The organism is Paenibacillus albiflavus (assembly GCF_004344915.1).
Lineage (GTDB): Bacteria > Bacillota > Bacilli > Paenibacillales > NBRC-103111 > Paenibacillus_AM > Paenibacillus_AM albiflavus.
In genome coordinates, this window is the sequence record NZ_SKFG01000010.1 from 135052 (window position 1) to 157645 (window position 22594).

General features: G+C 44.0%; 19 protein-coding genes. 3 read left to right on the top strand and 16 right to left on the bottom strand.

Features of this window, described 5'->3' with window-relative positions; translation table 11 throughout:
- Window positions 1-14 precede the first annotated feature (14 nt).
- Entirely contained in the window at window positions 15-416 is a 402-nt protein-coding gene (gene tnpA, locus E0485_RS11685) for an IS200/IS605 family transposase (protein WP_132418222.1), read from the top strand.
- A gap of 6 nt (window positions 417-422) precedes the next feature.
- Window positions 423-1526 (top strand): IS200/IS605 family element RNA-guided endonuclease TnpB, encoded by a 1104-nt coding sequence (tnpB, locus tag E0485_RS11690; RefSeq protein ID WP_132418223.1) that lies wholly within the window; start codon window positions 423-425, stop codon window positions 1524-1526.
- A gap of 530 nt (window positions 1527-2056) precedes the next feature.
- On the opposite strand, the gene E0485_RS11695 is transcribed toward tnpB, so the two are convergent.
- Entirely contained in the window at window positions 2057-3682 is a 1626-nt protein-coding gene (locus tag E0485_RS11695; protein ID WP_132418224.1) for a formate--tetrahydrofolate ligase, read from the bottom strand.
- A 475-nt stretch (window positions 3683-4157) separates the two neighbouring features.
- On the opposite strand from E0485_RS11695, the gene E0485_RS11700 reads away from it, so the two are divergent.
- Entirely contained in the window at window positions 4158-5432 is a 1275-nt protein-coding gene (locus E0485_RS11700) for a methyl-accepting chemotaxis protein (protein WP_132418225.1), read from the top strand.
- A 63-nt stretch (window positions 5433-5495) separates the two neighbouring features.
- Here E0485_RS11700 and E0485_RS11705 read toward each other — a convergent pair whose 3' ends face one another.
- From E0485_RS11705 to E0485_RS11775, 15 genes are all read right to left on the bottom strand, one after another.
- Window positions 5496-6788: a homocysteine synthase gene (locus E0485_RS11705; RefSeq protein WP_132418226.1), complete on the bottom strand. Its 1293-nt coding sequence runs from the start codon at window positions 6786-6788 to the stop codon at window positions 5496-5498.
- A gap of 78 nt (window positions 6789-6866) precedes the next feature.
- Complete coding sequence (locus tag E0485_RS11710; RefSeq protein ID WP_132418227.1) at window positions 6867-7661, bottom strand: ABC transporter ATP-binding protein; 795 nt, start codon at window positions 7659-7661, stop codon at window positions 6867-6869.
- Entirely contained in the window at window positions 7661-8584 is a 924-nt protein-coding gene (locus E0485_RS11715; RefSeq protein WP_132418228.1) for an ABC transporter permease, read from the bottom strand. Before E0485_RS11715 ends, E0485_RS11710 begins: the two co-directional genes overlap by 1 nt.
- A 103-nt stretch (window positions 8585-8687) precedes the next feature.
- The gene (locus tag E0485_RS11720) at window positions 8688-9758 is read right to left on the bottom strand and encodes an ABC transporter substrate-binding protein (RefSeq protein ID WP_132418229.1); all 1071 of its coding nucleotides are present in this window, start codon (window positions 9756-9758) and stop codon (window positions 8688-8690) included.
- Between the two features lie 247 nt (window positions 9759-10005).
- The gene (locus E0485_RS11725; protein WP_132418230.1) at window positions 10006-11538 is read right to left on the bottom strand and encodes an acyl CoA:acetate/3-ketoacid CoA transferase; all 1533 of its coding nucleotides are present in this window, start codon (window positions 11536-11538) and stop codon (window positions 10006-10008) included.
- Window positions 11538-12290, bottom strand: coding sequence for a 3-oxoacyl-ACP reductase FabG (gene fabG, locus E0485_RS11730; protein ID WP_132418231.1), 753 nt, complete (start codon window positions 12288-12290; stop codon window positions 11538-11540). Before fabG ends, E0485_RS11725 begins: the two co-directional genes overlap by 1 nt.
- A 110-nt stretch (window positions 12291-12400) precedes the next feature.
- Window positions 12401-13309 carry an intracellular short-chain-length polyhydroxyalkanoate depolymerase gene (phaZ, locus tag E0485_RS11735; RefSeq protein WP_132418232.1) on the bottom strand — a complete coding sequence of 303 codons (909 nt, stop codon included), beginning with the start codon at window positions 13307-13309 and terminating at the stop codon, window positions 12401-12403.
- 6 nt (window positions 13310-13315) lie between these two features.
- Complete coding sequence (locus E0485_RS11740; RefSeq protein WP_132418233.1) at window positions 13316-14383, bottom strand: 3-oxoacyl-ACP synthase; 1068 nt, start codon at window positions 14381-14383, stop codon at window positions 13316-13318.
- A gap of 7 nt (window positions 14384-14390) precedes the next feature.
- Entirely contained in the window at window positions 14391-14579 is a 189-nt protein-coding gene (locus E0485_RS11745; protein WP_132418234.1) for a hypothetical protein, read from the bottom strand.
- Window positions 14552-15571: a branched-chain amino acid ABC transporter permease gene (locus E0485_RS11750; protein WP_132418235.1), complete on the bottom strand. Its 1020-nt coding sequence runs from the start codon at window positions 15569-15571 to the stop codon at window positions 14552-14554. The genes E0485_RS11745 and E0485_RS11750 overlap by 28 nt, the downstream gene beginning before the upstream one ends.
- 8 nt (window positions 15572-15579) lie before the next feature.
- Window positions 15580-16437, bottom strand: coding sequence for a branched-chain amino acid ABC transporter permease (locus E0485_RS11755; RefSeq protein WP_132418236.1), 858 nt, complete (start codon window positions 16435-16437; stop codon window positions 15580-15582).
- An 18-nt stretch (window positions 16438-16455) separates the two neighbouring features.
- The gene (locus E0485_RS11760; protein WP_132418237.1) at window positions 16456-17160 is read right to left on the bottom strand and encodes an ABC transporter ATP-binding protein; all 705 of its coding nucleotides are present in this window, start codon (window positions 17158-17160) and stop codon (window positions 16456-16458) included.
- On the bottom strand, window positions 17147-17911 hold the full coding sequence (locus E0485_RS11765) for an ABC transporter ATP-binding protein (RefSeq protein WP_132418238.1): 765 nt from the start codon (window positions 17909-17911) through the stop codon (window positions 17147-17149). The genes E0485_RS11760 and E0485_RS11765 overlap by 14 nt, the downstream gene beginning before the upstream one ends.
- Window positions 17912-17930: 19 nt before the next feature.
- On the bottom strand, window positions 17931-19211 hold the full coding sequence (locus E0485_RS11770) for a substrate-binding domain-containing protein (protein WP_235857538.1): 1281 nt from the start codon (window positions 19209-19211) through the stop codon (window positions 17931-17933).
- A 51-nt stretch (window positions 19212-19262) separates the two neighbouring features.
- Window positions 19263-22508 carry a BTAD domain-containing putative transcriptional regulator gene (locus E0485_RS11775; RefSeq protein WP_235857540.1) on the bottom strand — a complete coding sequence of 1082 codons (3246 nt, stop codon included), beginning with the start codon at window positions 22506-22508 and terminating at the stop codon, window positions 19263-19265.
- Between the last annotated feature and the right edge of the window lie 86 nt (window positions 22509-22594).

Below are 22594 nucleotides of genomic sequence, written 5' to 3' on the forward strand. Positions count from 1 at the left end.
TTGAGGTGGATAACATGGCAGAAGTTAAACATGGTAGAGGATATGTGTACTCTATCCAATACCATATTGTATGGTGCGTGAAATATCGCCATAAAGTATTGCTTGGCGATATAGATATAAGGTTAAAGGAAATACTCAATCAAATTGCTACAGATAATGGTTTCATGATTTCAGAAATTGAAAGTGATTGCGACCATGTTTATCTCTTAGTTGATTGTAATCCACAACATTCAATTCCAAATATCATCAAAGCGTTAAAAGGTGTTTCGGCAAGGTTGCTATTTAAAGAGTTTCCCCAGCTAAAAAAGAAGCTATGGGGAGGGAATCTTTGGAATCCTTCTTACTTTGTGGCGACCGTAAGTGAACACACAGAAGCGCAAATACGACAATACATCCAAAATCAGAAAGTGAGGTGAAAAGCAATGTTAGTAAATAAAGCGTACAAATTCCGTATCTATCCAACCAAGGGACAAGAAGTCCTAATTGCTAAAACAATTGGTTGCAGTCGATTTGTGTTTAACCACTTCCTGGCGAAGTGGAATGAAACATACAAAGAAACTGGTAAAGGATTATCATACGGAGTATGTTCTTCCGAACTGCCGAATCTGAAAAAAGAGTTGATATGGCTCAAAGAAGTAGACAGCATCGCTATTCAGTCGTCAGTAAAGAATCTTGCCGATGCCTATTCACGATTCTTCAAGAAGCAGAATGACGCTCCACGTTTCAAGAACAAAAAGAACAAGATTCAATCCTATACAACGAAACACACAAATGGAAATATTGCAATTGAGGGAAACATAATCAAACTCCCGAAACTTGGGTACGTTCGTTTTGCGAAATCAAGAGATGTAGAAGGCCGTATTTTAAACGCTACGATTAGACGCAATCCTTCTGGCAAATACTTTGTTTCGTTGTTAGTAGAGACAGACGTACAACCATTGCCAAAAACAACCAGCGAAGTTGGAATTGACGTTGGGTTAAAGGATTTCGCTATTCTATCTAACGGTGAAGTGTTCGAGAATCCGAAATTCCTACGGAATATGGAACATAAACTCAAACGCGCGCAACGCATTCTTTCCAGACGTATGAAAGGTTCTTCAAATTGGAATAAGCAACGAATTAAGGTTGCCCGAATCCATGAACGCATTTCAAATGCTCGAACAGACTACTTGCAAAAAATTTCAACGCATATTGTCAAAAACCACGACATCATTGCGATTGAAGATTTGCAGGTATCTAACATGATGAAGAACCACAAACTTTCAAAAGCGATTGGTGAAGTGTCTTGGTATCAATTCAGAATGATACTAGAATATAAAGCAAAGTGGTATGGACGTACTGTCATTGCCGTAGGCAAAACATTCGCTTCCTCTCAGCTTTGTTCGTGTTGTGGATACCAAAACAAGGAAGTTAAAAACCTTAACTTGCGACAGTGGAAGTGCCCTTCTTGCCATAGCGAATGGGATAGGGATATGAACGCAAGTAAAAACATTCTTGCCGAAGGCAAAAGACTACTATCTGCATAATCGCAGTAACCGCAGGAACTGCGGGGATAGCTTGGTCATCATGTACTAATTCTGTTCAGTTGAACGGACTACCCAAGAATCTCGTGGCTTTAGCCATGAGAGGTTCAATCTAATAGTATCATAATTACTAATTTTTCGACTATTTTTTCTTATAACAAAATAAACGGCAATCCCCAGTAAAACGAGATTGCCGCATGTTAATTAATGGATCAACACTAAAATAAGTACTTGACTCCTGAGTAGTGATCGCTGCGAGGACAGAGCATTTCTACGATCGCTGTTGTCACCAAGTAGAAATTCGCTGACAAAGCATATTCTTCAGCTTTCCTCCGGAAAGCTCTTTAGGCGAACGCTAACGCTTCGTATTACACCATTTATTCCTTCGGATTCTATATGTTGTGTAATAACCTTAAGAAACGTATTCGTCATTTTAGACGATTAAACTGTTTCTCTGGTCCGAAACGATTCAGTCCTCTCCATTACTCTCGCTATTTGTCTAGCACTGATTATTGTTTTGAGCCATATCAATATTACTCTAAATTCATAATATTCCCTTGTGCATCTATGTCTAGTTTGACGGCCTGAGGAACTTGAGGCAAGCCTGGCATTGTCATAATATCGCCTGTAAGAACGACGATAAATTCGGCTCCAGCCGATAACTGGACATCCTTAATACTCATCGTGAATCCTTCGGGACGGCCTAATAATTTCGGATTGTCCGAAAAAGAATATTGCGTTTTGGCAATACAGAGCGGCAATCGATCAGCGCCGATCGCTTCAATCTTCTGGATTGCTCTCTTCGCTTTTGTGGATAACTGGTAGCCAGCACCACCGTACACCTGCTTTACAAGCGTATCCAGCTTAGCCGGAATCGAATCGCGCTCATCGTACAAGTAATGAAATTGACTAGGCTCTTGTTCAATTAAATTCACAAGCTGAGTTGCTAGCTCTGCTCCCCCTTGTCCACCCTGCTCCCAGACATCAGAGACCACAGCATTGACTCCGATTTGTTTAAGTAATGATTGCAAGTGCCCAATCTCTGCCTCCGTATCAGAAGCAAAATGGTTAATGGCCACAAGCACTGGAACGCCGAACGAGCGCAAATTCTCAATATGTTTCTCGACATTGCCAAAACCTGCCGTAATTGCAGCCAAATTCTCAGCACCGAGCTCATTTCTCGTTACGCCACCATTGTATTTAAGCGCCTTGACGGTCACGACAAGCACAGCCGCGCTTGGATTCAGCCCCGCTTTGCGGCATTTAATATGGAAGAACTTTTCAGCCCCGAGATCCGCTCCGAAACCAGCCTCCGTTACGACATAATCAGCCAGCTTTAACCCTAATTTAGTCCCAATTACACTGCTGCAGCCATGAGCGATATTGGCAAACGGTCCACCATGCACAATAACAGGCGTATGCTCAATGGTTTGAACCAAATTTGGTTGAAGCGCGTTCTTCAGCAGTACAGTCATTGCAGCGTCCGCCTCAAGGTCTTTAGCTGTTACGGCTTTGCCTTCATAATTGTAGGCTACAATGATGTTCCCAAGTCTGTTGCGTAAATCAGTTAGATTCTCGCTTAAGCACAATATAGCCATAATTTCTGATGCAACCGTGATCATGTATCCATCTTCGCGTACTGTACCTTGTTGTAATCCTACAACAATATTACGCAAGGCGCGGTCATTCATATCAACTGCACGCTTCCACAGCACCTGCTGCGGGTTGATACGAAGTGAATTGCCATGAAACAGATGATTATCAAGCATAGCAGAGAGCAAGTTATGCGCAGAAGATATCGCATGCAGGTCGCCCGTAAAATGTAAATTAATATCATCATGAGGAACAATCTGGGCTCTACCGCTGCCTGTTGCTCCGCCTTTCATCCCCATGCATGGCCCGAGTGAAGGCTCCCGAAGTGCTGCAATGGTTTGTTTGCCAATCAAATTCAGAGCTTGCGACAGCCCAATTGTCGTTAAGGTTTTGCCTTCACCTGCAGGTGTTGGATTCATCGCCGTAACTAGAATCAATTTGCCGTCAGAATTGCCTTTTACTTTATCCCATAAGGTACTTGAAAGCTTCGCTTTATACTTCCCGTATAATTCCAAGTCATCTTCATCGATCCCAATGCGTCTAGCTACTTCGATTATCGGCTTCATCAATATCCTCCTCTAGATCGATCAATCGTTATTCTAGATTCAAGGGCTGCTCAGCCACCCGAATCTAGAACCTATTATACTGTATTATGTAAAAAAAGGAGTTGCTGAATTTGGCAATTATAGTACCATATTGTGGAATTTCCATCATATGCTGAACAAGGCTGTCTTTATTTAGACAGCCTTGTGTCGTTCCATTGACTAGATTAATTGTTCTTGCCTTTGTTTCCTTTTCGATCGGAAGTTTTCGTCGTCGTGTTCTGGCGAGCATGACCTTGTTGTTTATTTGACATCTTTCTACCTCCTGCTACAATATTTAAAGCGATGACATCTGTCACATTTGTCAGCCGCTGTCGAATATTATCATTCAAATTTCACATTTTATGCATAAAGTAGTTTATATATTCTGAAAATGTTTTATAATAGAAAATAGATTCATTACCATATAAAGTGGTATAAAACTAAGGGGAGATCACGAATGAAATTTAGCCTTATTAAAAAAATGGTTCTCGGCATTATCGCTGTTTCAATGATCACCTATGGTACTAGCGGATTCTTCATATTTGTACTAAAAGATTATATTGCTCCCCAGATGTCAGATTGGTCTTATATCATTATCATTCTAGGCCTTGGTATTTTCTGGACAGGCCTGCTTGGATGGTTAGCAGCGATGTATCTGGTGAAGCCGCTTGTTAGGTTAACATCAGTCGTTAATGAAGCGGCAACTGGAAAGCTGAACGTTGAAATTCCTGAGCACCGTTCCAAAGATGAGATTCATATTCTCTATGCTTCTTTCACGACTATGCTAGGGAACTTAAAGCAAATCATAACGGATATTACAAATAACTCAACTAGCACAAATCGCCATGCATCCGATCTGAGCAATGCACTGATGCAAGCAGCGAGTCAGGTTGAGAGCATTTCCAATACAATCATCGATATTTCCAAGGGCGCTGATTTGCAAGCGGATTCAACCAAGAATACCTTTACGACAGTAGAGCGCATTACTGATGCAGCACAAGATGTCAGCAGCAAAGCGGATCAAGCATTCGCCTTAACGAAGAATATGTCTCATACCTTGCAAGATAGTGAAGTTATTGTCCATTCCCTTGTACAAGGAATGCTAGAGTTAGCCAAATCTAGTGAACATTCCATTGAAATTGTGAATCAGCTGGATGAGAATGCACAAGAGATTAATAATATCTCTGTCGTTGTTAGAGAAATCGCAGATCAGACTCATCTACTTGCTCTTAACGCCTCGATCGAAGCTGCTAGAGCTGGCGAGCAAGGTATGGGCTTCGCTGTTGTCGCAACGGAGATTCGCAAGCTTGCTGAGCAAAGCACCGAAGCAGTGGATAATATCAACGAGCTAATTAAGCAAATTCAGAACCAAATTGGACTCGTCGTTGAACAAATTACAGGACAAGTGAATGTGATTAGTGTAGAGGCATCCAAGGGCGAGAAAGTTAACCAAGCGCTCACCGCTATTGAGCAAGCTGTTAGTCATACTTCAGATGCAGTCAAAGTCATCGTAGAAGTCGTATCAGAGCAGGGTGTCCAAATTCAAAAAACACTTGATGAAACGCGTGGTATCGCCGCCATCTCTGGACAAATTGCTTCAGGCGCAAGAGATGTATCCGCGTATACACAAGAGCAAACCGCGATTATGGAAGAGGTCGCTGCTTCATCAGAGGTGCTTCGCAATAACGCAAACATGTTAAATGAAAAAATAAAAGTGTTCCAAACGAATTAATATACAAGAAGAAACGCATCCGCCTGATATGACGGATGCGTTTCTTCTTGTATTACATCAAATTTATGCTTGGCTTGCGCGAATTGCTTGCTCAAGATCATAAATAATATCATTAATATCTTCGGTACCAATCGAAAGGCGAATCAGTCCCGGATTTACACCCGCGCCAATTTGCTCTTCTTCCGTAAGCTGCTGATGTGTTGTGCTAGCTGGGTGAATGATGAGTGACTTGGAGTCACCAACATTCGCTAAGTGAGAGAATAGTTTTACGCTGTGGATCAGCTTACGACCCGCTTCAATGCCGCCTTTTAGTCCGAATGTCATGATAGCGCCTTGACCCTTAGGCAAATATTTCTTCGCTAATTCATGTGAAGCATGACTTGGAAGACCTGAATAGTTAACCCACTCTACTGCACCATTAGCTTCAAGGAATTCCGCAACCTTAAGCGCATTGGAACTGTGACGTTCCATACGAAGATGTAAAGTCTCCAATCCTTGAAGCAGCATAAAGGAATTGAACGGGGAGATCGCTGCACCCATATCACGAAGCAATTGTACTCTTGCTTTAATGATATACGCTACAGGGCCAACGGCATCTGCATATACAACACCATTATAGCTAGGATCTGGCTCAGTTAAGCCCGGGAATTTATCGTTCTGCTTCCAATCAAACTTGCCGCTATCAACGATTACGCCGCCAATTGAAGTCCCGTGTCCACCAATAAACTTGGTAGCAGAATGAACGACAATATCAGCGCCATGCTCAATTGGACGAAGCAGATAAGGACTTGGGAATGTATTGTCCACGATTAGAGGAAGACCATTCTCATGTGCAATATTCGCAACCGCTTCGATATCAAGCACATCACCTTTAGGGTTACCGATTGTCTCTGCATACACGGCTTTCGTCTTATCCGTAATTGCAGCACGGAAATTCTCTGGATCACTTGGATCAACGAACTTCACAGTAATGCCTAGCTTCGCAAGTGTAATCGCAAATAAGTTATAAGTGCCGCCATACAAGCTTTTGCCTGATACAATCTCATCACCTGCGCCAGCAATATTCAATATGGCGTATGTAATCGCCGCCTGACCAGATGCAACCGCTAACGCAGCTGCTCCTCCTTCAAGTGCAGCAATACGTTTCTCGAACACATCTGACGTTGGATTCATCAAACGAGTATAAATATTTCCTGCTTCCTTAAGTGCAAATAAATTTGCCGCATGATCAGTATCACGGAATGCATAAGATGTCGTCATATAAAGTGGAACAGCACGTGATAAAGTTGTCGGATCAATCTCTTGACCCGCATGGACTGCCAATGTATCAAAGCCGAAATTACGTTCCTGAGACATTCGAAAATTCCTCCCTTATCTTCTATTATTACAATTCAGACTATTCCACTCTATTTTCTCATATTTTAATCAATTTAGCTAGCCCAATACGACACGATCATCAACAAATTTTTGCCCGCGAATATTCTCGAATTCTTTGAGCAGCTTTTCTACCGTTAATCCCTGCTTATGCTCCTCATCGATATCCAAAATAATTTTGCCTTTATCCATCATAATTAAGCGATTTCCAAGTCTTATTGCTTGCTCCATATTATGAGTAACCATCAAAGTAGTCAAGTGATATTCTTTCACGATTGCATCTGTTAAACGTGTGATTAACTCAGCTCTTGAGGGATCAAGCGCTGCTGTATGCTCATCAAGGAGCAAAATTTGCGGTTCAGTGAAAGTAGCCATTAGCAAACTCAATGCCTGTCTCTCGCCACCCGACAATAGTCCAACCTTTGCTTGCAGTCGATTCTCTAGGCCGATGCCAAGTCTTGCTAATTGATCTCGGAAAATATCCCGACGTTTCTTCGAAACGCCAAATGCTAGACTTCTCTTTTTGCCTCTCGAATAAGCTAATGCTAGATTTTCCTGAATCGTCATGGAAGGTGCTGTTCCTGCCATCGGGTCCTGGAACACTCTCCCCATCCATCTGCTGCGCTTATATTCGGATAGCTGTGAGACATCTTCGCCTGCAATCACAATTTGACCAATATCAGGTGTAAGTACTCCCGAAATAATGTTCATCAATGTTGATTTGCCTGCTCCATTACTACCGATGACGGTTACAAAATCGCGTGGCTTCAAATGTAGGTTAATATTCGCAAGCCCAAGCTTCTCATCAGGCGAGTTTGGGTTGAAAATTTTGGACACATTCTCAATTCGCAGCATTAGGAAACACCCCCCTTGGCCTTATATTTAGATGCTTCCAATAGCTCTTGTCCGCGTTTCTTGGCAACATGCTTCTGTCTCATAGAACGTTGGAACATAGGAACCGTAAGAGCAATAATTACAATAACAGCTGTAATCAACTTCATATCGCTCGGCTGCAGCCATTCAATACGTAAGGCAAGCGCAATAATGATCCGGTAAATAATCGCACCCAGTACAACAGCTAAAGTTGCTCGAATAACAGTTTTGGCACCAAAGATAGATTCACCAATGATGACAGAAGCTAACCCGATGACAATCATGCCAACCCCCATCGTGATGTCTGCAAAGCCTTGTGATTGTGCGACTAACGCACCTGATAAGGCAACAATCCCATTGGATAATGAGACTCCTAGAATAATCGTACCGTCCGTATTAACGCCAAAGCTTCTAATCATCTTGGAGTTATCGCCAGTTGCACGCAGCGCTAGTCCAATCTCCGTATGCAGGAACCAATCCAGCAACACTTTAAGAACAATAACCATAGCTAGCGTTATGAATAGCATCACCCAAACATTCGAAATTTGTGAAAATAACGTATCAATTCCTAGTAAGGAATAGTTGGATTTGCCCATAATGCGCAAGTTAATCGAATATAGTGCAATCATCATAATAATACCCGAAAGCAAAGAATTGATTTTGCCTTTGGTATGCAAAATCCCTGTTATTGCGCCTCCCAGTGCCCCCCCTACAAAAGCAAACAACGTTGCCAAAATCGGAGATATGCCATTCGATATCGCAATTGCAGCAATACCAGCCCCTGTCGTAAAGCTGGCATCAACCGTTAAGTCTGGAAAATCAAGAATGCGAAACGTCAAATATACGCCTAACGCCATCACAGCATACAAAATACCTGATTGTAGAGGTCCTAGAAATGCATCCATTATGTTGTAATCCTCCTTAAGTTCTAATAATAAATAGAACGGAGAGTAGCCTATTATAGACTACTCTCAGCTTGTATTCCCTACATACACTTGCTAACTCGGTTTATTCAAATAAATAGTTGTTAGCTTTAGCTTCAGCTTTCATTTCATCCGTAATATGAAGTCCTTGCTTCTCAGCTGCTTTCAAGTTAATAGCCAGACCAATCTTCTCCGCATAGCCTACAGGAATATCAGCAGGCTTCTTGCCATTCTTCAGAATCTCAACCGCCATCTTGCCAGTTGCATATCCAAGATCGTAGTATTCAAAGCCATAGGAAATAGCTCCGCCTTTTTGCACGGAATCCTTCTCAGGCACGAATAAAGGAATCTTGTTCTTATCTGCAACTTGAATAACGGTATCCAAAGCACCAACAACGGTGTTGTCAGACGGTACATAAATCGCTTGGACTTTACCTACTAGCTGCTGCGCTGCTGTTTGCACTTCATTCGTGTTCGTAGCTGCAGTCTTCACTACCTTCAAACCAAGATTCGTCAAAGCGTCCTCAGCCATTTTTACGTTAACGACTGAATTCGCTTCACTCGGGCTATATACAATCCCTACATCCGTGACACCTGGAACATTCTTCGCGATGAATTCCATTAGCTTAACAACAGCGTCAGGCTTCATATCAACCGTTCCCGTCACATTGCCTCCTGGCTTCTCATTGCTTTGTACTAGCTTAGCAACCTGTGCGTCTGTTACTGCCGTAAATAGAACGGGAATATTCTTGCCTTCTGGTGTTGCTTGCGTCGCTTGCGCGATTGCTTGAGCTGTTGGCGTTGCAATACCAAGAATTAAATCCTTCTTATCTGCAACGAATTTTTGTGCAATCGTCGCTTGAGTCGGTGCGTCACCTTGTGCATTCTTGTAATCAATTTCTAAATTTTCACCTTCAATAAAGCCGTTGTCCTTCAGTGCTGCTAGAAAACCTTTGCGAGCCTCATCAAGTGATGGATGCTCAATAATTTGCGAAATCCCAATCTTAACTTTCTTACCTGCCTCAGGCGCATTTGTTGCAGGTGCTGGTGTGCCTGCACCTGAACCACCTTCAGTTGCTGTTTTCGCCCCACAGCCTGCAAATAAAACTAGTACAAATGTCATCATAACAAGCATAAATGATTTCTTAGCTTTCATTTGGTTATCCTCCTATTAACATTGGCATATTATTTTAGTACATAGAAGCGTAAAAGCATAAATGCACAAAAACATAAAAGCATGAAAGTATTATAGTACATTATACAGAGTTCTTCTATCACGTCAATTGTAAATTATGAAAAATCTAAAAATTGGAAAGCTCAACATAAAGACCATTTCAAAGTAACAGTCCTTACATTGAGCCTAATTAGGAGATGTATTAAGTTCAGCTAGACAAGGGTAAGTTTTATGCAAAAATAGAGCTGTCCATCACTCGAAGATCAGGAGAAATTAATGGCGTAAAAGCCATTTGCGAGAGGATATGTTCTTCTAAGTCAATGCCGGGCGCAATCTCGATTAATTCTAGTGTTCCATTATACAAACGGAAAACAGCCCGCTCCGTCACATATAGTACTGCAATTCCTCGCCCACCTGTGTATGAGGCATTGAAGGTAATTTGCTCAACTTGTGGAACAAATTTGCAAACCTTCCCCTCCTGGACGATTCGAAGCTTCTCCTGTTCCATCGCAAGCTTAAGTCCACCTGCTGTAAATGTAGAACAGATCACAATTTTCTTTGCATTTTGACTTATATTAATAAAGCCACCACAGCCTGTTACCTTCGTACCGTACTTGCTGACATTCACATTGCCGAATTGATCTGCCTCAGCCATCCCTAGAAAAGCAATATCAATCCCGCCGCCATCAATGAAATCAAATTGAGACGGTTGATTCAGAATCGCGCTCGGATTCGTAGATGCACCAAAGCTGAGACCACGGGCAGGGATACCACCTATCGGTCCCGACTCAAGCAGTAACGTATAGTTATCAAGCCCTTTCTCAGCGGTTACAAAACCGACCCCTTCAGGCAAACCAATACCAAGATTAATCACATTGCCTTCTTGAATTTCCATCGCAGCACGTCTAGCAATAATTTTGCGTTCATTCCACTCCATTGGCGCCAGCTGTGTGATCGGTTCATAGACTTCACCTGAATAGCTTGGATTATAAGCTTCCAAGAAGGTCTGCTGATGATCATCTGGTTCTGCGACAACAACGGCATCCACTAGAATCCCCGGAATAACAACCTCTCTCGGATTCAAATGGCCTTCCATTTGCACGCGCGCTACTTGAGCAATAACGATACCCCCGCAATTCTTGACTGCCTGTGCCATCGCGAGCGTTTCAAGCGTTGTCGCTTCCTTCTCCATCGTAATATTGCCGTATATATCAGCTGTTGTTCCACGAATAAGGGCTACATCCATCGAAAAAGCTTTGTATAATAATTGCTCTTTGCCGCCGATTGTCATTAACTCTACTAAATCTTCGGTTGTCACTTGATTCAGCTTGCCTCCCTCATACCGAGGATCAACAAAGGTATGCAGTCCGACATGCGTAATCGTCCCGAGCTTGCCAGCCGCAACATCGCGAAATAAATGAGCGATAGCGCCTTGCGGCAAGTTGTAAGCTTCAATGGCGTTATCCAGCGCCATCTTGCCAAGCTTAGGCGCAAGGCCCCAGTGTCCGCCGATCACCCGGCGGACTAAGCCCTCATGCGCCAAATGGTTGAGGCCGCGATCCGCGCCGTCCCCTTGGCCTGCGGCATAGACCAAGGCTAGCCCCTGCGGATGCGCTTCCTCTAGGAAGCGTCGCTCAAGCGCTGATGTCAGCGCTTCAGGATGCGCGCACCCGACAAAACCACTAACGGCGACGGTTAGCCCGTCGCCGATTAGCGTGACGGCTTGATCAGCCGTTAGAATCTTCACTTTGCTCCCTCGCATTAGATGGCTAAACCTCCATCAACCTCAAGCACAGTACCATTTACATAATTGGATTCCTCAGAAGCGAGGAACAAGTAAGCTTGCGCAATATCAAGCGGACTTCCAAGACGTCTTAGCGGTACCTTTGCCTGCATTTGCTCCAGCACATTCTCCGGCATAGCCGCAGTCATTCCTGTTGCGATGAAGCCTGGTGCTACAGCATTAACATTCACACCTTTGAAGCCCAGCTCCTTCGCCCAAGTCTTCGTCATTCCGATAATGCCAGCTTTTGCTGCCGAATAATTCGTCTGTCCAATATTTCCGCTTACACCAACGATAGATGAAGTGTTAATAATTTTACCTTTGCCTTTCTGAACCATGTGAGGAGCTGCATATTTCGTACAGTAAAATACCCCATTTAGGTTAACATCGATTACAGCATGCCACTGTTCAAGTGTCATTTTGCTGAGCATGCTGTCTTTGGTAATACCCGCATTATTCACAAGAATATCAAGTGTTCCAAAACGCTCGACAACCGTATTCACCATCGACTCTACACTGCTGGCTTCAGCAACATTCACTTTCACGAACATCACTTGATCCTGTTCTCCAAACTGTTCAGACTTCAGCTGCTCCACTGCCTGTAAGCCTGCTTCTTCGTTATAATCAACCATTGCAACCCTTGCGCCTTCTAGCAAAAATAAACGAACGGTCGCAAGCCCAATTCCGCTCGCACCGCCGGTGATAATGGCAACCTTACCAGCTAATCTCATCACTTCAATCCCCTATCTTAAAAGATTAAGCATTCGCTGCAAGGATGGATCATTCTTCCAAACGCTATCGCTTCTCCAGAACGATCCATCCTCTCCACTTAACTGTTAAATCAAGCTAGTTCGCTTGCTTCCGCAAGAAACTTCGTCATTGCCTCGCATAGCAGGTCGATGTTATCGACAAGCGGAGAATGTCCGCAATCGTGAAGAATAATGAGGCGTGCTTGATCACCGAAGTCTTCCATGATTTCATCCGTCATTGCTTTAGGAACTACGACGTCATGATCTCCCCATAGAACGAGTACGGGTGCTTGTATGCGATCAATTGCACCTGAACCTGCGCCTAGGTCCCCAGCTTTATGACTAATATTGAATATATTTAAACTATGATAAATTTCAGGCAAGTTCCGCTGTGTTAGAATATCATCTAAGTATTCTTCATAACGTTCAGGTGTCGGCTGCTTAAGTGGATATACCGAGGCATTGAACAAATACCGCATAAACTCTTTGTCTCTGCGCAGATTGGCACCATTGACAACTTTCGTGCGTACAGTCTCTTGCATCTGTTCCATTGTCTGAATCCGTCTAGATAGATCAGGGATAAAATTCTCATCTGTCTCATGGAACGGATAGCCACGTGTAGACATGGAATCCAATAAAATCAGCTTCTCTACATAATCCGGGTAATCCGCAGCAAATTGCATGACAACGCCACCGCCAGTAGACCAGCCTGCCACGGAGAATCGCGTTAGACCGAGCGCATCTACAAAAAGCTTAAGATCCTCGGATAAGTCTTGTAAGCTTTTAATCTTCGCATGATAAGTCGAAATCCCGAATCCCCTCTGATCAACCGCATATACTTTGAACCGAGCATCCAGATTCTCTAGCACGAGATCCCAATGCTTAGAGGAATTCATGTTGCCGTGAACAAGCAGCAGCACCTGCTCTCCGCCTTCCCGTTCTCTGTAGCCAAGTGTTTCCCCATTCGGTAATTCAATGGACATTAATTTAGTTTCTTGCATCTAACATCATCTCCATTTAATTGTTGTTGCCCCCCAGGCATAGCCAACCCCAGCGGACACAAGGACAACCAGATCACCGCTTTGAATTTTGCCCTGCTGCAAGCCAAGTTCCAGACTTAAAATCTGATCAAACTGACCGATATGACCATAATTTTCCAAATAAACTGTCTGTTCCTCAGTTAAGCCGAGCTCGTGCAAAACATATTCATGTGCAGATTTCTTCATGTGCAGAATGGCCAAATAGTTAATATCTTCCGTACGATACCCACTCTTCTTCACTGATTCTCGAATCGCTGCCACAAAATTCTGCATCGATTTGTCATCTAATCTGGCTTTCATTGCTTCTGGATCAGGCACGTCAAAATACTGCTGCCTACGCGCAAACGCTTCTGGTGTAATCGGCTGCTTCGTCCCCCCTGCGCAAATAATGACATCCTCGGAGAAGGATCCGTCCGTAATCACATGGGAAGCGAGAACTTCGCCTAAACATGTGAAAGCTTCTCCTTCATTCGTTAGTGACGATGCCTCCTTGCGCAAAATCATGGCGCCCCCGCCAGCAGATAAATTAAACATGAATCGGGTACGAGGATTCTCATAATCGATGAGATCGGAGTTCCGATATCCGCCTGCAAGCAGCACTGTCCTAATATCCTCATCCGCAAGCATCATATTCTTAGCTACTTTGATCGCCATAATCGTTGTACAGCAGCGAAGTGCAACATCGAAGCCCCATGCATTCAAAGCGCCGACCTCTTGCTGCAGCTTAAGCGCTGCGGTCCAGACTGGATATTCCTTATGCTCTTCGCCAATGTAAATCACAAGATCAATCTCAAGTGGATCGATACCCGCCTTCGTGATTGCCTCCCTGGCTGCATAAATGCCCATCGCACAGCTATGATCTTCCTCGCCTGGAATCGGCTTACGTTTGATACCCATCTTCCGTTCCAGGACATCCTGTGGAATGCCCGAAGCCGCACTTATTTGCTCACTTGTCTCAAAATTCTGAGGAATGTAGACAGCAGTACTTATAATGCTTATGCGCTGCGCCCCGGCCTTAACTTGTGTAGCATCCATCTGATGTTCATCCTCTTTTCAAAGCATCATCAATATAATTCATTGCATCTTGAAGCGTACTTACCGTCACTTCATCTTGATTCTGCACATGGGTAATACGAATTCTCCACTTATGATCAGCGCGATCTTCATCTTCAAGCGGACTAAAGCGAAGCACAAATGACGACATCACTTGGGTGGAATGGGAGTCTGCCATGCCTGTTCAACCTTCTTTCCTTGCTGCTTAGCGATTCGTTTGTTATACCACAGCTTGATCGTTCCGATGATGCCAAGTGGGAATACCATGACCACCACGATATAGAGCAGTCCGAAGAAAATAATCCAGCGCTCGAATATCGGATGCACCTTAGCTAGTTCTGTCAGCCAGTGATGTGCCAGCTCAATAATCGATGAACCTAGAATGGCACCCACAAGTGTTCCAACGCCACCGATAATCGTCATGAGCAGTGCATTTAACGTAATATCAACCGATAGAACCGAAGTGTTAATAAAGCGAAGTGTTATGACATATAGTCCTCCACTCATTGATGCGACTACGCCTGCAACAACACTCGCAATTACCTTATAATGGACGATTTCATATCCAAGCGATTCCGTACGCTGTTCATTCTCGCGAATGGCCTGCAGCACTTTACCAAGTGGTGATATCGTAATCCTCTTGAGCAATAAATAAATGACAATCATTAATCCCAAAGCGACCAAATACAACGTCGTGCGATTCATTAAGGCCTCTGGAATTTGAAAAGTAAAACCTTCTCCGCCTTTCGTTACGGAGCGCCATTTTTCCCCGACAACAAGTAGTAATCCGGATATCGCCAGCGTCAGCATGGCATAGAAATGGCTTTTGAGTCGCAATGATAAGATGCCAACAAGATAGCTTAGTATTGCTGCTAGAATTGCACCAACTACGAACGCCAGAATGAGTACGCCAATCGATGGCCCCATCCCGTCCATAAATACACCTACCGCATATGCTCCAATCCCAAAAAACGCCGCATGCCCAAATGATACAATTCCTGTAAATCCAAGTAGAATATCATAACTCATCGCAAAAATACCAAAAATAAAAATCTGCGTCATCATGATCATTAAGGAGCGTGAATCGTTCACAAATGGAAGAAGCACTAACATGACGCCAATGATTAACAGAGCTAGATTCGACTTCGCACCTTTTTTTTGCAATAGCATGTTTAGCCTCACCCCTTTGCTCCGAATAATCCTGATGGCTTAAATAACAGCACAGCAACCATTAGCAGCATATTGACTGCAAGTGATAAATCTGGCACATAATACGCCATGAATGCCCCCGATAAACCAACAAGAATTGCAGCTAATGCAGATCCCCGAATACTGCCCATTCCGCCGATCACGACGACGATAAAAGCTTGAATGCCATACTGCATGCCCATTTCTGCAAAAATAACCCCAGAGTATGGCGCTAGCAATGCTCCGCCAAGAGCAGCAAGCCCTGATCCTAACATGAATACAAGCGAGAATACGAGCTTGATATTGACTCCTAACGCTTGAACCATTTCTTTATTCATCACACCTGCCCGTACGACTAGCCCCATTTTGGTTCTATTCAATAAGAACTGTAGAAGTACAACTGCTGCTATGCCAACCGCTATAATAAACACACGGTATTTAATAATAACGAGGTCGCCAAGCATCCAGCTGCCATCCAAGAATGGAGGGACAATTGCCGGTATCGGATTAGGGTCCCAGAAGACCTTGACTAATTCACTTAGGACGAGAATAAGACCTAAAGTGACCAGAATTTGTGATACGTGATTGCCATACACAGGACGAATAATAAAACGCTCAATGATAAGCCCTAAAAGCATACCTATTACCACAGCGCCAAGCACAGCAAGGATAAAGCTGCCCGTTAGCTTATACAGCCATACACCGGCATAAGCTCCCCATGCGAACAAAGCACCGTGACCAAAGTTAAGTACACTCATGAGACCAAATATAAGCGTTAAACCTGATGCGAGCAGAAAGAGCAGCATCCCCGTTGCTAGACCATTAATGACGAGACTGACGATTTCCATGTACCGTGTTTCCTTTCCTCAGGCAATTCCCAAATACTTCTGGCGGGATTCCTGATCGTCTTTAAGCTCTTGCATTTGACCGTGATGCACAATACGACCTTCATCCATAATATAAAAGCGGTTGCCAATCATACTTGCCATGAAGAAATTCTGCTCCACTAGCAGCACCGTAGTCTTTGATTTCATTTGCTCGATCGCCTGCATGACCTTCTCTACCATAATAGGGGCAAGTCCTTTGCTCGGTTCATCGATCAGCAGCAATTCATTATCATTTACGTATGCTCTGGCAATAGCCAGCATTTGCTTTTGACCACCGCTAAGCAGTCCGCTTTTACGATACCAGAACGTCTTAAGATCAGGAAAAAGCTCGAGTACCCACTCTTGTCTTCCCATAGCTTCAGAATCGTTCTTTCGAATCGCCAGCTTCATATTCTCGCCAACCGTCAGATCGAAGAATACACCCTGATCCTCTGGCACATAGCCAATTCCCTTACGTGAGATCAGATGTGTAGGCGTTTGATCGATCCGTTCGTCTTTGAACAGGATTTGACCTTTGGAAGCAGGATTAAGTCCCATGATGGAACGCAAGGTTGTCGTTTTACCAGCGCCATTCCTGCCAAATAAAACCGTGATATCCCCCTCCGTAACCTCAAAAGAAACGCCCTGCAAAATGTGATACTGCTCAATAAAGGTTTCAATGGCATCCACTTTAAGAAGCGTCATCGTATATTCCTCCCAGATAAGCGGATTGCACAAGCTCATTCTGCATAATTTCATGCGGAGTTCCATCGGCTAGAAGGCGGCCGTTGAAGAGTACCGTCAAGCTGTCGGACAAGTCCAACACCATTTCCATCTTGTGCTCGATCAGTAGAATCGTACGATCACGTTTATCCTTGATTCCCCTTATCACTTCTAGAATTGCAGGCACTTCTTCAATTGAAATGCCAGCTGTCGGTTCATCAAGCAGCAATAGTTCTGTTTTCAAAGCGAGCAGCATCGCAATCTCCAGCTTGCGCTTCTCGCCATGTGCAAGATTCTTCGCTATCGCATCTGCTTTGTTCGACAGAAATACCCGTTCTAATAATTCAAATGCTTCTTCTTCGAGCTGCTTATACTTGGAAGCACGAGCGAACATACTGAATCTGACACCTGCTGCTGATTGCGCAGCTAATCGAACATTCTCTAATACCGTCAAGCTTGGGAACACATTCGTAATTTGAAAAGAGCGACCCATGCCAAGCCTCGTTCTAGCAGGAGGGGGCAGATGTGTAATATCTGCCCCATTAAATAATACCTGACCCTTCGTTGGCTTTAATTGTCCACTTAACAAGTTGAAGAACGTCGTTTTACCAGCGCCATTGGGACCGATGATCGATTTAAAATGCTGCTTCGGAACCTGCAAGCTAACCTCATTTACTGCCGTATGACCGCCAAAGGCTATCGTCAGATCGCTTGTTTCCAGGATCGGTTGCATGCATACACCCACTTTCGCACTATCTCTTATTTTGAATTGGAGGGGTTGTTTCTTCCTTCGTAAGTTCTCTCATAAGAACTGGAACAGGATAATCGAAGCCATCGCGCTTTTCCAATTTAATCGCATATAGAGGTTGCAAGGCTTGATGATCCTCAGGTCTGAATGTCATCGTTCCCTTCGGAGTTTCGAAGGACATTCCTTCCATCGCTGCAATCAATTTCTCAGAATCTACATCACCATTCGTTTTCTTGATTGCTTCGATAATGGAGATTGCTGCGGACATTCCACCAGCCGTGAATAGATCCGGCACTTCGCCATTGAAGCGTTTCTTATGCTCATCTACGAGCCATTTGTTTACATCAGTCTTCGGCAGTTCATTGTAATACACGGAGAAGCCTTCCATGCCAACCAGATCATTCATTGTCTTAAGTGCTGCAATGTCTGGCGCGCCAGTGGAAATCCTGATTCCCTTTTCTTGCACCTTCATATCCTGCAATTGCTTCCATGGTGAGTTCGCACCCGCCCATACAATGAATAAATAATCAGGTTTAGCAGCGATAATCTTCTGAATGTTCGCTGTAAAGTCAGTTGCTGCTGCATCTGCATATTGCTCTTCGACAATCTCGGCTCCAAGCTTTTTGGCAACATCAGCGAATGCCTTGACACCATCGCGTCCGAAAGCGCTATCAGGAGCAAACGTAGCAATCTTCGTTCCTTGCTTCGCAATTGCTGCTGCTCCTGCTGCTGCATCCTGTGAAGAGTTGCGTGCGGTACGGAACACATATTTATTCCACGCAGCACCTGTAATGCTATCAGCAACGGCTGGTTCAACAACCATTACTTTCTTATATTCCAAAGCAAGTGGCAGAACGGCAAGTGTGTCACCCGAGCTGGATGAACCAACAAGGAAATCCACTTTATCTGTATCTAACAGCTTTGTTGCTTTCTTAATGGCAACGTCTGGCTTCGTTTCTGTATCTTCAATGATGAATTCAATTTTGGCGCCAGCAACTTCTCTCATACCTTGCGTTGCATAATCAATTCCTAGCTCAAAACCCTTCGATGTTTGTTTACCATAACTTTCGAGTGCACCTGTAAGAGATGCTAGTACACCGATCTTGATTGTTTTTGCTGGAGCTGGTGTTGGCGCAGGTGTTACCGCAGCAATTGTTGCTGCTGGAGCTGGCGTGTTTGTCGCAGATCCGCCACTGCTTGAACTTCCACTACTACAAGCCGATAACAGCAATGCCATTCCAACCATCATCGCGCTGCTCTTCTTTGCCCACTTCTTCACTGACATTGATCTAATTCCCCCTAACACTGTAATAGTTCACATCATATCGGGGGACAGTTACAAATGAGTTACATCGGATTGCATCATTTGTTTGTAGAGTTCAGTCGTCGCTTTCATCGGCTCAATCCCAAGCTCCGCCGTAATCGTCCTACAGCATCTTTGATACCACTTAATCGCTTGATTCCGATTGCCAAGCTCATAATGACATTGTATTAATAAACGATAGGCTTCTTCCCAGCATGGGTCTTTCTCCAGCATTCGCTCACACCAGTGAATAGCTGTGTCATACGTTTTACTAGCGACACAAAGCTTGGCTATCCGTTCGCCCCCACGAAGGAATAACACTTGCAATCGTTCTCTTTCTTCAATACACCAATCATCAAATCGCCGATCAGGCAAAAAATCCCCTGTATACAGCGACAATCCTTTGTCCAAATACCGTAGTGCCCGTTCCGCATTTTGCTCCTCAAGCCCCGCCTTAATCAAGCTTTCAAAATCAACAAGATCTAGCTCAAGCCCCGCTGCCAGATTAATGCCATAGGATGAACCATGCCTCTGAATGAAGAACGGGTTGCTTCTTGCAAGACGCGCAGGTTCAAGTGCTGTATGAAGTGCATTGAGTGCCACTTTAAAATCACGATTAGCCACCTTGTCATCCGAACTATCAAATAATAAGCCTATGATTTCATCCTTAGGAACTAAACGACGGCGGTTGATGAGCAGCAGTTGGAACATCTCCTTTGCTTTATCCCGCTGCCAGTCCTTCCCGCCTAGCTCCTTGTCGCCAAGCCAAACTTTAAATTGCCCCAATGTTTGAATTCGCAGCGTGTAGCCGGGGTGGTAAGTCATATGTTCCAGCCCCAACTTTGATAATAAATAAGACACATAATGTGGCTGGATTTCCAAGCGCTGCGCCTCAATTAATAGAGGAAGAAGCTGCCTTGTATCGACTGGCCCCACTAAAGTGCGATGATTTAGTAGAAAATCATATTCACCTGCTTGCATCATCCGCAGAAACCGATCCATAAAGCCCAGGAACAAAGCTTCCTGCTGCTGGCGATAAGCGATTATGGCTTGCCAAAGGAGAGATACTGTAACGCCATAGCTGTCCCCACATTGCATGAATCTGTTATGACATTCCATAAAAATACTGCTAGCTTCTGCATAGCGATCTGCCGAATAAGTAGTGACTCCCATCGACAGGCGAATGAGCGATGATAACCATTCATCGTTGACCTTTTCCGTCTCAGCTAGCGCAGCATTCCCATACTGCATGGACAGTTCATGCATCCCTTCACGTCCATATAATAAGCATAGCCCCATCAGTGGCTCTGCCTTCCCTCGTGGAACATCGAGCTGATCCATAATATCCAGTGCCGTTGTGTAGCAATCGCTAGCGATAGCAAATTCATACTTCGGCATCATCTGGGCTGCATGCCCCATCCGCATCCAGCCGCAAGCCTCGACAAACGGAGCCTTTTGCCTAATGCCCTGCATCATGCCCGACTCTGCCAATTGCTTGGCTCGTTCAGGGTTCCCTAGCATCAATTCAACAAGCGATAATAAGATATCCGTCTCTCTATGAAATCTGGCCAGATACTGATTATTCGTTAAAGCTTCACGTTCGCGCGTGACATCAAGCAGCTTCTTGGCTTGCATCAATCGCCCCGTTCGCAAATGAAGCCTTGCTTCAAGAAATTCATCCTGAAAATCGCCGTTTAGCTCCTGACATCTCGCATACCATTCTTCCGCTTCAGCAGCTCGTCCAGAGTTAATCAAATTCTCTGCCATTAGTCCATATAAGCGCAGCAGATGATTCTGGTCTGCATGCAGGTCCGCTTCAAGCAGCTCAATCGCTTGTTTCAGCAGTACTTCTGCCTTATCCGGCTGAATGGTATCCAAATAGATTCTCGCCTGTCCTTCCAATGCCAGACTATGAATATAAACATCATTCGCTCGACTTGCCAGCAATTCAGCCTTGGCATAGCAAGAGAATGATTTATCGAACATGCACCGATAACGATATATTTCGCCTTCATATACCCATAGCATAAGAAATTGATTGCGCAGGATTTCGGATATCCGCTGCGTTCGCTGCAACAAGCTCTCCAACTGCCCATGGTTGATCATCGTCCTACCGTGTGATTGTAATATTTTGGCAACCCCATAATCGTCATTAATAATACCTAAATGGTGTATCGCTTGATCATTCTTGCCCATCCGTTCAAAATAATGCGCAGCCGCCTGATGCAGCTCGACATGAATCTTAGGCTTGCGTTTGAGCTCACCAAGCAAGAAATCCCTGAAAAGTGCATGATAGCGATATTGCCGATCCCCAATAGGCAGCAAGAATAAATGATTCGTACTGATGTAATCAAGCAGCTCCTGCGAATTCGTCCTTGCAAAAATAAAATCGCATAATTCCCCAGTCATCTCTTCAAGAATGCTCGTTTGAAGCATAAACTGCCTAACGTCGTCCGATTGCTTATGAAATACTTCAAGGGCAAGGAACCGAAATAGTTCATCCATCGTTTCCGTGTTCTCAGCCAGAACAGAGTCAAGCTCGCCTCCACTTAGAAGTAAGCGCTGCCAAATTAGCTGAATCGCAATTACCCAACCTTCTGTACGCATGTAAATTTGATGTGCGCCATCTGACGGCAGACTATATTCATAATAATCGGCAAACAATACATCAATTTCTTCCTCTGTTAAAGCAAGATCAGCTTCACCTATCTCCAGCACGTCATGCTTCAGCTTCATCCCACGCAGCATATCCCACTTCGGGAAGGTACGACTAGATAGGATAAGGTGGCAATGACTTGGCAAATGGCGCAGCAAATGCTGCATAAAGCTATCAATTTCTGTGGAATGTTCAATCACGTGATAATCGTCAATAATCAGCACAAACTCTTGATCGATATTGGCAATCGCGTTAATCAGCAACTCGCATAATGTATAAATTTCCAAATCAAGTGTAAACTTCTCTCCCTGTGCCATTCGGTTTAGAATTTCCTCTCCGAACTTCGGATGCTTCGTCCGTATGGCATATATCATGTAAGTTACGTAGGGAACTAAATCATCGTCATGCGAGGAAGGGCTATACCAGCACATCGCATATTGATCAGAACGCAAAAACGCCGATAAGGCCGTACTTTTCCCATAGCCTGGTCCTGAATGAACAAGCGTTAGCGGATAATCCATAACGCTCTTTAATTTTTTGGTAAGTGCAGCGCGACTAAGCATATATTTTTTTAAAGTAGGAGGAGTCAGCTTCGTTGTTAAAATAATACTCTCCTTGTTCATGTTCATCTCCCTTGACTGATTAATCTAATTTTTCAGATATTATTATTCTAACATAACAGATGTGCTTAACTACAAAAAAATACTTG

What these genes read in the sequence shown, in the direction of transcription:
- E0485_RS11755 (WP_132418236.1), bottom strand. Translation starts at nt 16,437, where the DNA reads ATGGAAATCGTCAGTCTCGTCATTAATGGTCTAGCAACGGGGATGCTG.
- phaZ (WP_132418232.1), bottom strand. Translation starts at nt 13,309, where the DNA reads ATGCAAGAAACTAAATTAATGTCCATTGAATTACCGAATGGGGAAACA.
- tnpA (WP_132418222.1), top strand. Translation starts at nt 15, where the DNA reads ATGGCAGAAGTTAAACATGGTAGAGGATATGTGTACTCTATCCAATAC.
- fabG (WP_132418231.1), bottom strand. Translation starts at nt 12,290, where the DNA reads ATGAGATTAGCTGGTAAGGTTGCCATTATCACCGGCGGTGCGAGCGGA.
- E0485_RS11700 (WP_132418225.1), top strand. Translation starts at nt 4,158, where the DNA reads ATGAAATTTAGCCTTATTAAAAAAATGGTTCTCGGCATTATCGCTGTT.
- tnpB (WP_132418223.1), top strand. Translation starts at nt 423, where the DNA reads ATGTTAGTAAATAAAGCGTACAAATTCCGTATCTATCCAACCAAGGGA.
- E0485_RS11715 (WP_132418228.1), bottom strand. Translation starts at nt 8,584, where the DNA reads ATGGATGCATTTCTAGGACCTCTACAATCAGGTATTTTGTATGCTGTG.
- E0485_RS11710 (WP_132418227.1), bottom strand. Translation starts at nt 7,661, where the DNA reads ATGCTGCGAATTGAGAATGTGTCCAAAATTTTCAACCCAAACTCGCCT.
- E0485_RS11705 (WP_132418226.1), bottom strand. Translation starts at nt 6,788, where the DNA reads ATGTCTCAGGAACGTAATTTCGGCTTTGATACATTGGCAGTCCATGCG.
- E0485_RS11745 (WP_132418234.1), bottom strand. Translation starts at nt 14,579, where the DNA reads ATGGCAGACTCCCATTCCACCCAAGTGATGTCGTCATTTGTGCTTCGC.
- E0485_RS11765 (WP_132418238.1), bottom strand. Translation starts at nt 17,911, where the DNA reads ATGCAACCGATCCTGGAAACAAGCGATCTGACGATAGCCTTTGGCGGT.
- E0485_RS11720 (WP_132418229.1), bottom strand. Translation starts at nt 9,758, where the DNA reads ATGAAAGCTAAGAAATCATTTATGCTTGTTATGATGACATTTGTACTA.
- E0485_RS11760 (WP_132418237.1), bottom strand. Translation starts at nt 17,160, where the DNA reads ATGACGCTTCTTAAAGTGGATGCCATTGAAACCTTTATTGAGCAGTAT.
- E0485_RS11770 (WP_235857538.1), bottom strand. Translation starts at nt 19,211, where the DNA reads ATGTCAGTGAAGAAGTGGGCAAAGAAGAGCAGCGCGATGATGGTTGGA.
- E0485_RS11725 (WP_132418230.1), bottom strand. Translation starts at nt 11,538, where the DNA reads ATGCGAGGGAGCAAAGTGAAGATTCTAACGGCTGATCAAGCCGTCACG.
- E0485_RS11750 (WP_132418235.1), bottom strand. Translation starts at nt 15,571, where the DNA reads ATGCTATTGCAAAAAAAAGGTGCGAAGTCGAATCTAGCTCTGTTAATC.
- E0485_RS11775 (WP_235857540.1), bottom strand. Translation starts at nt 22,508, where the DNA reads ATGAACAAGGAGAGTATTATTTTAACAACGAAGCTGACTCCTCCTACT.
- E0485_RS11740 (WP_132418233.1), bottom strand. Translation starts at nt 14,383, where the DNA reads ATGGATGCTACACAAGTTAAGGCCGGGGCGCAGCGCATAAGCATTATA.
- E0485_RS11695 (WP_132418224.1), bottom strand. Translation starts at nt 3,682, where the DNA reads ATGAAGCCGATAATCGAAGTAGCTAGACGCATTGGGATCGATGAAGAT.